Origin of the sequence: Roseateles sp. (assembly GCF_965262435.1) — a bacterium.
GTDB lineage: Bacteria > Pseudomonadota > Gammaproteobacteria > Burkholderiales > Burkholderiaceae_C > Paucibacter_A.
Genome location: NZ_OZ253537.1, coordinates 3563912 through 3575200 on the forward strand (window position 1 = coordinate 3563912; position 11289 = coordinate 3575200).

Consider the following 11289-nt stretch of genomic DNA (forward strand, 5'->3'; position numbering starts at 1 on the left):
GGCTCTCTGCGGTGCGACTCCGGCTTTTGGGCGTGGCAGCCAGGCTTTATGCTGAATCGTTCACAAGTGCAATGGATGGGAGCGTGTCAGCCATGGAGGGTCCCCTGCGATGAAGGCCGTGATTCTTGCCGGAGGCCTGGGCACGCGCCTGGCCGAGGAAACCTCGGTGCGCCCCAAACCCATGGTCGAGATTGGCGGCCGGCCGGTGCTGTGGCATTTGATGAAGCTGTATTCGCAGCACGGCATCAATGACTTCATCATTTGCCTGGGCTACAAGGGCTATGTGATCAAGGAGTACTTCGCCAACTACTTCCTGCACATGTCCGACGTCACCTTCGACCTGGCCGAGAACCGCATGGAGATCCGCGACCGGCATTGCGAGCCCTGGCGCGTGACCCTGGTTGACACCGGCGAGCACACCCAGACCGGCGGCCGCCTGAAACGCGTGCAGCATTATTTGAGCGACGGCGCCGACCAAGGGCCGTTCTGCTTCACCTATGGCGATGGTCTGGCCGATGTTGACCTGACGGCGCTGATCGAGTTCCACAAGGCACAAGGTCGTCAGGCGACCGTGACCGCGGTGCAGCCGCCCGGGCGCTTCGGCGCGCTCGACATCGAGGGCCAGCGCATCAGCAAGTTTTCCGAGAAGCCGCTCGGTGACGGCAGCTGGGTCAGCGGCGGCTTCTTTGTGCTCGAGCGTTCGGTGCTCGAGCTGATCGACCGGGGCGATGCCACCGTTTGGGAAAGCGGTCCGATGGAGACACTGGCACGCCAGGGCCAGCTGTCCGCCTACACCCACCGGGGCTTCTGGCAACCGATGGACACCTTGCGCGACAAGACTCGGCTGGAGGAACTTTGGCAGGCCAATGCCGCGCCCTGGAAGGTCTGGCCTTGAAGTTTTCGCCGAGCCCGATTGACGGCCTGTGGGAGATCGAGACCCAGCCGCGCGGTGATGCCCGCGGCAGCCTGACGCGCTGGTTCTGCGAGCAGGAGTTCGCGGCCCTGGGCCGGCCGGGTCTGCTGTTCAAGCAAAGTAATCTCAGCCGTACGGCCCAGCGTGGCACGGTGCGCGGCCTGCATTTTCAGCATGCGCCGGCGCTGGAGGCCAAGCTGGTGCGCTGCATTGCCGGCCGCGTCTTTGATGTCGTGGTCGACCTGCGTGCGGACTCGCCAAGCTTTCTGCGCTGGCACGGTGTGGTGCTGGACGGTTCCCAGGAGCGGCAAGTCTTCATCCCCGAGGGCTGCGCCCATGGTTTCCAGACGCTCAGCGACGATGTGCAGATGCTCTACCAACACAGCGCCCCTTACAGCCCCGAGCACGAGGCCGGCCTGCGCCACGACGACCCGGCCCTTGCCATCACCTGGCCCCTGCCCATCACCGAGGTCTCGGCGCGTGACCGCCAACATGCGCTGATCGACCCGGCCCATTTCTCAGGAGTTCGCTTGTGCTGAGCTGTCGCCATTGCCAGTCCGCCCTGCATGAGGTCTTCATCGACCTGGGCAGCGCGCCGCCGTCCAATGCCTTTTTGCGTGCCGAGGACCTGAATCGGCCCGAGCTCTACTTTCCGCTCAAGGTCTTCACCTGCCAGGCCTGTGGCCTCGTGCAAGTGGATGAGTTGCAAGGGCATGAAGCCCTGTTCTCGAGCGACTACGTCTATTTCTCGTCCATTTCCAGCTCCTGGGTTGAACATGCGCGCCGCCATGTCGAGCGCAGCGTCGACCGCCTTGGCCTGGGGCCTGGATCTCTGGTGCTGGAGATCGCCTCCAACGACGGCTACCTGCTCCAGCATGTGCAGGCTCGCGGCATTCCCTGCCTGGGCATCGAACCCACCCACAGCACCGCCCAGGCCGCCAGAGCGCGCGGCATCGAAAGCATCGAGCAATTTTTCGGCCGCGAGTTCGCCCAGCGTCTGGCGCAAGAGCGCGGCCACGCCGACTGGATCGTCGGCAACAATGTGCTGGCCCATGTGCCCGACATCAACGATTTCGTCGCCGGGCTGAAGGCCGCGCTGGCCCCGGGTGGCTGCATCACGCTGGAGTTCCCGCATCTGCAGCAGCTGGTCGAGCAGGCGCAGTTCGACACCATCTACCACGAGCATTTTTCCTACCTCGGCTTTGCCACCGTGCGGCGCATCCTGGCGGCCCAGGGCCTGGCGGTCTGGGACGTCGAGCAACTGCCCAGCCATGGTGGTTCGCTGCGCGTCTGGGCCGGCCATGCCGAGAGCAGCCCTTCGGAACTGCCCAGCGTCGCGGCGCTGCTGGCCCAAGAGCTGGCGGCTGGCATGGAAGAGCCGGCTTTCTACCGCAGCTTGCAGGCGCGGGCCGATGCCATCAAACACCAGTTGCTGCGCTTTTTGCTGGAGCAGAAAGCTGCCGGCAAGACCGTGCTGGCTTACGGCGCGGCTGCCAAGGGCTGCACCTTGCTGAACTACGCCGGCCTGCGGCCCGATCTGCTGGCGGCGGTGGCCGATGCCTCGCCGCACAAGCAGGGGCGCTTCCTGCCCGGCTCGCGCATTCCTGTCGTCCGCCCCGAGGAACTGCTGGCCGCGCGGCCGGATTTCGTCTTGTTGCTGCCCTGGAATCTGCGCACTGAGCTGGAGGTCCAGCTGGCCGCCATCCGCGGCTGGGGTGGCCAGTTCGTGGTCGCAGTGCCGGAGCTGCAGGTGTTCTGAATATGAGTGACGCCACGGAAGATCGCATCCACTACACCTTGCCTTCGGTCACCGAGCGGGAGCTGCGTTATGTGGCCGATGCCGCGGCCCATGGCTGGGGCCCGCGCTGCTATGACTACATCCAGCGCCTCGAGGCCGACTTCGCCTGCCATCTGGGTGTGCGCCATGCCATCGCCACCAGCAGCTGCACGGGGGCATTGCACATGGGCCTGGCGGCCCTGGGTGTGGGCGCAGGCGACGAGGTCATCCTCGCCGACATCAACTGGATCGCCACCGCCGCGCCCATCCACCATCTGGGCGCCACGCCGGTGTTTGTCGATGTGCTCGAGCACAGCTGGTGCCTGGACCCGGCCCGCGTGGCGGCGGCCATCACGCCGCGCACCAAGGCCATCATCGCCACGCATTTGTACGGCAATCTCTGCGATATGCCGGCCTTGCTGGAGCTGGGCGAGCGCCATGGCATCGCCGTCGTCGAGGATGCGGCCGAGGCCATAGGCAGCGTGCAGCATGGGCAGCGTGCCGGCTCCATGGGCAGCTTCGGCAGTTTTTCCTTTCATGGCACCAAGACCCTGAGCACCGGCGAAGGCGGCATGTTCGTCTGCAATGACAGCGCCTTGTTTGAACGTGTGCTGGCCCTGAGCAACCACGGCCGCTTGGCCGGCCAGGCCCGGCAGTTCTGGCCCGAGGCGATCGGCTTCAAGTACAAGATGAGCAATCTGCAGGCGGCCCTGGGCTGCGCGCAGCTGGAGCGCATCGAAGAGCTGGTGGGCGCCAAGCGCCGCATCCTGGCGGCCTACCGCGAGCGCCTGGCCGATCTGCCGCTGCGCTTGAACCCGGAAGACCCGGGCTGCATCAATGGCTGCTGGATGCCCACGGCCATCGTCGACGCCGGCCTGGGCTTCGATCGCGAGGCCTTGCTGGCCGACTTCAAGGCCGACCGCATCGATGGCCGGACCTTCTTCTGGCCGCTCAGCATGCTGCCCATGTTCGAGCCCCGGCCCGACAACGTCGTCAGCTACGGCCTGCAAGGCCGTGGCATCAATCTGCCGAGTTACCACGATCTGAGCGAGGCGCAGATCGATCGGGTCTGCGCTCATGTTCGGCGTCATGTTCAGGGCCTGCGGCATGGCTGAGGACTTGCTGATCTGGGGCGCCACGGGCCAGGCCCGGGTCCTGCACGAATTGATCGCTCACGGTCAAGGCCAGGGCCAGGCCTGGCGTCTGGTGGCGCTTGGTGACCGGCAAGCCGTGCCCCATCCGCTTCCGGCCAGCGCCGTTCCTTTGCTGCACGGCGAGGCGGCTTTGCTGTCATGGCTGGCAGGCCGCGCGAGCTTGCCGGCTGCCGCCGCCGCCATTGGCAGTGACAACCGCGCTCGCTTGGCCGTGCTGGCCTGGCTGCAAGGTCTAGGCATGGCCTTGCCCAGCCTGGTCCACCCGCGCGCTTTTGTCGCCGCTGACGCGCTGCTGGCCGAAGGCTGCCAGATCCTGGCGCAGGCAGCGGTGTGCAGCCATGCGCGCCTGGGCCGCGGCGTGATCGTCAACACCGGCGCCGTGGTCGACCATGATTGCCAATTGGGCGAGGGCGTGCACATCGCTCCGGGCGCGGTGCTGGCCGGTGAATGTGAGCTCGGCGCGCGCGTCTTCGTCGGCGCTGGCGCCGTGTTGCTGCCTCGCTTGCGCATCGGCGCCGACGCGGTGATCGGCGCGGGCGCCGTGGTCTTGCGCGATGTGCCGTCCGGTGCCCGGGTGGTGGGCAATCCGGCCCGAACCTTGCCGTCCTGAGGGCTCAGGCTGCGAATTTGCGCAGCAGCTCCGACTCCTGAATCACGCAGGCTCCACCCAAGTGTTGCCTCTCCGCCTCGCTCAGCGGCAGGCGGCTGAGCACCAGGCTTTGTTCACCCAGCGGGGGCAGATCGCGGGTGTCGGCAAGAAACTGCACCGGCTGTTCCGAGCGCTGGCGGATGTAGTCGCGCAGGTCTTCGCTGAAGTCGCCCAGGCAGAGGCGCTGCTGCACGCCTCGGCCCAGCTCAGGGTCGGTCAGCCAGAACTGCAGGGCGGCAAAGCCGCGCAAGGTGTCCAGGTCCATGGGCAGCAGCGATTCTGCGCCCAGGGCCTTGAGCCGGTAGGCCAGGTAGTAGGTTTCCACCGCGTCGCGGTCGGCGCCCAGGCGCAGGCGCACTGCCACGGCGATGCGGCGGGCGATCATCTGCTCGATGCGCAGCAGGAACTCGGCGCGCTCGCTTTCGCTCAGCTGGCTGCGGGCCCGGCCCAGGATGTATTCAAGGCCAGCGCGGTAGCGGTCCCAGGCGGTCTCGGCCTCTTCATTGCCGCCTTGCTCGCGTTGGTGGTCGGCGAAGTAGTTGGTGATGGAGACGTAGTAAGGCTCTTTGAGAAAGAGCACGGCCGAGCGGTCCACATACTCGGCCGCCTGCACGTAGGCGTAGTAGGCCTGTTGGTGGATGCGCGGCAGCGCCGCTTGCACGAGCTCGCGCCGGCAGATGTTGATGTCGGGAAAGATGCCGTAGCGCAAGAGCGTGTCCAGCAAGTCGCGCTGCTGGCCGGCCTCGATGCGCACATCGCGGTCCTGGCGGTAGAACTGGCCGAGGTCCAGGTCTTGCACCAGGTCCAGCAGCTTCCAGGGCGCGTAGACGATGCCGACCTCGGGCTGCGCCTCCATCAGCGCAATCACCTCGGCCACGCGCGTGCCCATCACCGCGTCGTCATCGGCGATATAGACCAGGTAGCGGCCCCGAGCCTGGGCTTGCAGAAACTGGTAGTTGGCGCGGCCGCCGCGGTTCTCGGCCTGGCGGACATAACGGATCGGCAGATCGGCTTGGTAGCGGGCCACGACTTCGGCCGTGTCGTCCGCTGAGGCATTGTCCGAAATGAAGACCTCGCAGGGGTAGGGGAAGTCGGCCAGCTCCAGGCACAAGCTGCCGAGCAGCGAGTCCAGGTAGCGGGCGCGTTGGTAGGTCGGGATGCAGAAGCTGACCAGGGTCGTGTCGGACATGGGGGCCTTTGCTTCAGGCGTGAAAGTAGCGCTGCCAGAACGGCGCGGCGCCGGCCTTCAGCGCCTTGAAGATGGGCTTGCGCGGGCCGCCGGGCCCGGCCAGCACATAGCAGTCACCGGGCGTGTCGCAATCGACCAGGACCACGCCGGGGGCAATCACCGTGTTGGCGCGCACCCGGCAGTGGCCGATCACCATGGAGCCCGGGAACATCACCGTGTGGCCCTCGAAGTGCGGGCGGTGGCCGTCCAGCTTGTGGCCGATGGTGCAGCCCTGGTGGAAGACCAGATGGCTGCCGAAGCTGGCCTTGGCGAAGACCAGGCCTGGCGTGTGACCGATCAGGAAGACCTCGGGCAGGGCCACGTCGTAGAACAGTTCCAGGCCGTGCAAGGCCTTGTTGAGCATAAAGAGGCGGGTTGCGGTGACGCCGTCTCTCAGCGTCACGCCGACCTCGTTGGACAGGAAGTACAAGAAGCTCGCGTACTGGCCCGACATCACCGGGTCAAAGCCCTGCGGCCAGGCGATCACCTGGCCGACGCAGTGGCGCACTCGGTCCAGGGCCGCGGGCATGGCCGCCTGCACCACGGCGCGGCTGTCCAGGCCATCGGGGTAGAAGTTTTCGAGCTGGCGGCAGACGAAGGCGGCCAGGCGATCGGGATCGGGGCTCATGCGGCGGCCACCGTCTGACGCCAGCGCAGCGACTCATCGAGCGCGCCGCTGCTGATGTGCTGCTCCAGCACCTTCAAGCGCATGAAGCTGGAGCTGCGGAAGTCGGCATCGCCAAAGCGCATGGCGCGCAGGCCTTCGATCAAGCCGGCGATGGCCGCGTCCAGCGTGATCTGCGGCTGGTGTGCCGGCGCCAGGCGCTGGAAGAGCGAAAAGTCCACCCGATAGCTGCGCCGGTCGGGCGGCGCCTCGGTGTTGATGTGCAGGGCCGTGCCGGGCAAGGCGCGCTGCACGGCGGCGGCCAGATCGCGCACCTGGTAGTTCCAGTCGCTGGCGCCGGTGTTGATGGCCAGAAAGGGCTGTTCCTCGTCGACCGGCCGCAGCAGGGCCCATTCGATCGCCCGGGCCATATCGCGCACCTCGATCAGCGGCCGCCAGGGGCTGCCGTCGCTGAGCACGCTGATCTCGCCCCGGCTCACAGCGCAGGCGACGAAGTCATTGAGCACCAGGTCCAGGCGCAGGCGCTCGGACATGCCGCAGGCAGTGGCGAAACGCAGGGCGGTGAAGCTGTCGCCAGGCCGGGCCAGGGCAGCCAGGGCCTGTTCGCTGGCCAACTTGGAGCGGGCGTAAGCAGTCAGCGGGTTCAGCGCGTCACCCTCGCGCCGTGGCCCGCCTTCGGCCGCGCCGTAGAGGCTGCAGCTGGATGCGAAGACGAAGCGGCGTACGCCAAGAGCACGCGCGCGGCCGGCCAGCTCGGCCACGGCGCGGTGGTTGATGGCGTCGGTGACCGCTTCGAAGCGCGAACCCATGGGGTCGTTGGAGACCGCGGCCAGGGCGACCACGGCGTCGACGCCGCGCAGCAGGGCATCGGGCAGCTCGCGCACATCGCCGAAGTACTGGGCATCGAGCCTGCATTCAGGCAGGGCGGTCGGGGCGCTCAGCACATGAGCAAAGAAGCCGCTGTCGTAAGCGATCAGCTCAGCGGCAGGCAGTACCCGACGCAGATGACGGACCAGCACCGGTCCGATATAGCCCATATTGCCGGTGATCAGGATGCGCATGCTGGCGTCGATGCTGTGGATGCGGTCATTGTCGGCCGCGTCGGCGGCGCCTAGGCGCTGTGGACGGCCGGCTTTTCCTGCTAGTTCTGCGGCTATTGCGGCGGCTATTTCAGCGGCTGCGGCGCTGCTGCAGGGCCTGGCCCAGCAGCGCCAGACCGGCTGCGGCCGCCAGCACCAGGCCGCTGCTCAGCGGCGTGGCCGCCCGGTTGAAGCCCAGCAGGTCGAGTGCGCGGACATCGGGCATCTGGGTGGCCAGGTGCAGCCAGCTCAGGAACAGCATCATAAAGCTGCGCCCGCCCTGGGTGGCCTGGCCCAACAGGCTGGCGCAGGTGCTCAAGAGCAAGAGTCCGGCCAGCAGCGCCGCCGTGGCCATGGGGTCCAGCCAGCGCATCAAGGCCGGCGCGCAGAACAGCAGGCCCAGCAAAAGGCTGGCCAGGCCCTGGCGCCAGTAGCGCAGACTGGCGCCACCGGGCAAGGCGGCCTGCAGCTCGCTGCAGCCTGACTGCGCGTCGCGCGCGGGCAGGTCGCTGATCAGCACGCCCCAGACCGCACAGCCGGCGATCAGCAGAGCCGGCAGTTGCGCCGCTGGCAGCAGCAGGCCGGCCAGCCAGGCGGCGGGCAGCAGCAGCAAGGCCAGGGGGCTGAGGATCAGGCTCAGCAGCGCATCGGCCAGCACCTGGCCGGCCAGTCCCGGCAGGCGGGCGCTGAGCGGTAGCAGGCGGGCACAGGCCCGAGTCAGCGGCGCCAGAAGACGGGCCAGCAGGCCGGCCCAGAAACCGCGCTGTGCCACGGGCCGGGCACGCACCAGATCCGGGTCATAGCGGTGGAACAGCCACAGCGCCGGCAGCAGGGGCAGGGTGGCGACGCCGACGGCGGCCAGGCGCAGAGCCGTCAACTGGCTCGACCAGTAGTCGGCCGGGAAGCTCAGCATCGGCAGGGCCGCATCGAAGGGGCCGCCGCCGACCGAGATGTGTTCGGTGTTCAGCGTGGCGCAGAGCTGAATCAGGCTGCTGGACATGCCCGAGATGTCAAGCGCAAACAGCGGGTTCAGCGTGCGCATGCCCTGGCCCAGGGTCAGGGGCAGGACGGCGAACTGGGCCATCCAGAAGCCGAAGAACAGCAGGTCGCCGCGCTTGCCCATCAGCGGCGCCCAGGCATCGCAGAGCACGGCCAGGCTGGCACTGAAGACCAGCACCGGCAGCAACAGCAGGGTATAGGTTTGCAGATAGACGAAGGGCTGGACGGGGCCTTCGCCGCGTGTCCATTGCAGCACCCAGACGGTCAGCATCATGCCCAGAGTCAGGATCACCAGAAACAGCAGGGCGCCGAGCCAGCGCGCCAGCAGCAGCAGGCTGCTGGACATCGGTGTGGCGCCCAGCACCTGGGCGCAGCCGCTGCGAAAGTCCTCCTGGCAGCGGCCGCGTGAGAGGTAGAAGCCGGCCAGGCCCAGCAGCATGCCGGTCAGCGTCGCGCTGCCGAAGGCCAGGGTGGCGCTGTCGTAAACCATGCGGGCGCGGCCCACCACCATCATGGCCACACCGCTGCGCGGGTCTGCCACCATCAACCAGGCCAAGCCTACGGCCGCCAGCAGCACCAGCAGGGAACTGATGCGACGGCTGCGCAAGCGCAGCTCGTTCTGCACCATCGCTTGCAGTGCGGCCTTCATGCTGCCAGGCCCAAGGCTGCAGCCGGGCTGTCTTGCTGGGCGTAGCGCAAGGCCATCAGCGCTTCTTCCAGGCTCGGCTCGCTGAGCCGCGCTGTGCTGCAAGGCTGCTGATCGGCGGCCATGCGCAGACGGATCTGTTCGCCCAGGCGCTGGCTCTGCAGCACATGGACCTGGCCACGGAGCGCTTCGTAATCGCCCGGGGCCAGTTCGGCGCTCCAGACGCGCGGCCGGGCGCGCTCCAGCAGCTCGGCCGGCGACTCGAAAGCGATCAAGCGGCCCTGGCGCATGATGGCCAGATGGCCGGCCATGTTCTCCACGTCCGAGACGATGTGGGTGGAGACGATCACCAGCTTGGAAAAACCGATCTCGCTGAGCAGCTGGCGAAAGCGCAGGCGCTCCTCGGGGTCCAGGCCGGCGGTCGGCTCGTCGACGATCAGCACATCGGGGTCGTTCAGCAAGGCTTGGGCAATGCCCAGGCGCTGGCGCATGCCGCCCGAAAAGCTGGCTGCCTGGCGCTTGGCATGCGGGGCCAGATTGACCAGCTCCAGCAGGCGCTGGATGCGGGCAGGGTCGCGCACGCCCTTGAGCGCGGCGAAGTACTGCAAAAACTCGAGCGCGCTGAGCTGCGCGTAGACGCCAAAGTCCTGCGGCAGATAGCCCAGGCGGCGGCGCATCAGATCGGGCTTGGCGACGATGTCCTGGCCGTCCAGCCAGATGCGGCCGCTGCTGGGTTTGCTGAGCGTGGCGATCATCTGCATCAGGCTGCTTTTACCGGCGCCGTTGTGGCCGATCAGGCCCAGCACGCCGGGCTTGAGTTCGAGGCTGAGATCGTCCACGGCTTTCAGGGCGCCATAGCGTTTGACCACGTTTTGAATGCTCAGCATGAATCGGCCTTTTTTGTCTGGGTGTTGGCTGGTGATGGCCGCGAGTCTAGGCAGACTGCCGGGCGCATGCCTGCGGGATTCGACAGACCGTCAAAGCGCCGGCATGGGCGGCAGCGGCGGAGCGATTCAGAGCTGGTGCAGCTCGGACTTCAGGTACCACTCGCTGATGCGCTCGCCGTTCCAGCGCAGGGTCACATGCTCGCCCTGGCGGGCCGGGGGGCGGGTGGCCTGCGGGTTGAAGAGGGCGATGCATTGGCCGCCGGTCTGGCGCACGCTGTCATAGACCAGGCCGGCGCTGCCGGCGGCGCGCAGGTCGGCGGCGAAGGGGCGCGAGTGGGCATAGGACTGCGGGTCCAGCAGCGCCAGCAGTTCGGGAGTGCGGGCGCTGCGCAGCTCGTGAAGATCGGCGGCGATGCTGACCCGGTAGCAGCGCAGGTCCACGTCAATGGCCGGTTCGCTCGTGCGGGCCAGGAACAAGGCGCGGTGGTGGCTGACCTCGGCCACGGCCGTGTCCAGCTCTCGGGCGGCGTAATAGACGCCGTAGCTGCCGTCGGAGAAACGGCTGCCTTCCGGGTTCAGATGGGTGAAGGCGGCCATGATGGGGCTGCTGCCCGGGCCGCTGAGGCGCTGGGCCTGCGGCACCAGGCTCAGCTCGCCGGCCAACTCGCGCAGGCGCGGGTTGCCCAACGACTCGATGGCGAAGACGACCTCCAGGTCGGCCGGATCGGCCACCGCATCAAACAGCAGCACGGGCGGATAGCGGCTGGGCAAGAGGCGGCAGGAATCGGGCCAGTGCAGCGGCGTGGTGGTGATGTCGTCCGAGGACAAGGGTTCTTTGCTCAAGCCCAGCCGCCTCGTTGGGCGTCCAGGTATTGGCGGACCACGAACAGGTCCGAGACCTGGCCGCCCAGCATGCGGGCGAGGGCGCTGGCGCCGCCGAACAGCGGTGCGCTATTGGCTTTCTTGATCCAGGCATCGGCCCGCTCGGGAATGGGCAGGAGGATCTGCAGGCCGGCATAGATGCCGAAGACATGGGACAGGCGCTCGAGCGTGGCCGCGTCCAGGCCGCTCTTGATGCGGCCGGCCTTCCAGTCGTAGAAGGTGGTGCGGCCGCAACCGAGCAGGCGCTGCTGTTCTTCGTTGCTCAGACCCCAGGCTTGGGCGATGCGAAAGAAGGTGCGCAAGGCCGCACCGGCGGCAGCCGGGGTTTGCAAGCCCGGCTGGGCGGTCCCGCTGGCCGGGTGCAGATCGGACGCAAGTGCAGCCATGACGAACTCCTGAGGACAAACTCAAAGCGGACCTGATGGGACGGCGAGCGGGGCGCGACGGCGA

The 11289-nt window shown here is 67.6% G+C and carries 12 protein-coding genes; 5 read left to right on the forward strand and 7 right to left on the reverse strand.

The features are described from left to right. The first annotated feature begins 109 nt into the window (after nucleotides 1-109). The 5 genes from rfbF to ACQY39_RS15410 are packed head-to-tail and all read left to right on the forward strand — an operon-like array spanning nucleotide 110 to nucleotide 4454. Nucleotides 110-895 carry a glucose-1-phosphate cytidylyltransferase gene (gene rfbF / locus ACQY39_RS15390; protein WP_263517273.1) on the forward strand — a complete coding sequence of 262 codons (786 nt, stop codon included), beginning with the start codon at nucleotides 110-112 and terminating at the stop codon, nucleotides 893-895. Then, complete coding sequence (locus ACQY39_RS15395; protein WP_428507655.1) at nucleotides 892-1452, forward strand: dTDP-4-dehydrorhamnose 3,5-epimerase family protein; 561 nt, start codon at nucleotides 892-894, stop codon at nucleotides 1450-1452. The genes rfbF and ACQY39_RS15395 overlap by 4 nt, the downstream gene beginning before the upstream one ends. Next, the gene (locus ACQY39_RS15400; RefSeq protein WP_428507657.1) at nucleotides 1446-2672 is read left to right on the forward strand and encodes a methyltransferase domain-containing protein; all 1227 of its coding nucleotides are present in this window, start codon (nucleotides 1446-1448) and stop codon (nucleotides 2670-2672) included. Before ACQY39_RS15395 ends, ACQY39_RS15400 begins: the two co-directional genes overlap by 7 nt. A 2-nt stretch (nucleotides 2673-2674) precedes the next feature. Further along, nucleotides 2675-3805, forward strand: coding sequence for a DegT/DnrJ/EryC1/StrS family aminotransferase (locus tag ACQY39_RS15405; protein ID WP_428507659.1), 1131 nt, complete (start codon nucleotides 2675-2677; stop codon nucleotides 3803-3805). Beyond that, nucleotides 3798-4454 carry an acetyltransferase gene (locus tag ACQY39_RS15410; RefSeq protein ID WP_428507661.1) on the forward strand — a complete coding sequence of 219 codons (657 nt, stop codon included), beginning with the start codon at nucleotides 3798-3800 and terminating at the stop codon, nucleotides 4452-4454. The genes ACQY39_RS15405 and ACQY39_RS15410 overlap by 8 nt, the downstream gene beginning before the upstream one ends. Nucleotides 4455-4458: 4 nt before the next feature. Here the strand turns inward: ACQY39_RS15410 and ACQY39_RS15415 are convergent, their stop codons facing one another. The 7 genes from ACQY39_RS15415 to ACQY39_RS15445 all read right to left on the reverse strand — a co-directional run bounded on the left by ACQY39_RS15415 (nucleotide 4459) and on the right by ACQY39_RS15445 (nucleotide 11225). Next, a complete protein-coding gene (locus tag ACQY39_RS15415) occupies nucleotides 4459-5682 on the reverse strand; it encodes a glycosyltransferase family 2 protein (protein WP_428507663.1) in 1224 nt (407 codons plus the stop codon). 13 nt (nucleotides 5683-5695) lie between these two features. Then, entirely contained in the window at nucleotides 5696-6349 is a 654-nt protein-coding gene (locus ACQY39_RS15420; RefSeq protein WP_428507665.1) for a hypothetical protein, read from the reverse strand. Next, entirely contained in the window at nucleotides 6346-7407 is a 1062-nt protein-coding gene (locus ACQY39_RS15425; RefSeq protein ID WP_428507667.1) for an NAD-dependent epimerase/dehydratase family protein, read from the reverse strand. The genes ACQY39_RS15420 and ACQY39_RS15425 overlap by 4 nt, the downstream gene beginning before the upstream one ends. A gap of 109 nt (nucleotides 7408-7516) precedes the next feature. Further along, nucleotides 7517-9073, reverse strand: a complete 1557-nt coding sequence (locus tag ACQY39_RS15430; RefSeq protein WP_428507669.1) for a hypothetical protein — start codon at nucleotides 9071-9073, stop codon at nucleotides 7517-7519. Next, nucleotides 9070-9957, reverse strand: a complete 888-nt coding sequence (locus ACQY39_RS15435; RefSeq protein WP_428507671.1) for an ABC transporter ATP-binding protein — start codon at nucleotides 9955-9957, stop codon at nucleotides 9070-9072. Before ACQY39_RS15435 ends, ACQY39_RS15430 begins: the two co-directional genes overlap by 4 nt. Nucleotides 9958-10083: 126 nt before the next feature. After that, nucleotides 10084-10800: an RES family NAD+ phosphorylase gene (locus tag ACQY39_RS15440; RefSeq protein ID WP_428507673.1), complete on the reverse strand. Its 717-nt coding sequence runs from the start codon at nucleotides 10798-10800 to the stop codon at nucleotides 10084-10086. Continuing rightward, nucleotides 10797-11225: an antitoxin Xre-like helix-turn-helix domain-containing protein gene (locus ACQY39_RS15445; protein ID WP_428507675.1), complete on the reverse strand. Its 429-nt coding sequence runs from the start codon at nucleotides 11223-11225 to the stop codon at nucleotides 10797-10799. Before ACQY39_RS15445 ends, ACQY39_RS15440 begins: the two co-directional genes overlap by 4 nt. Between the last annotated feature and the right edge of the window lie 64 nt (nucleotides 11226-11289).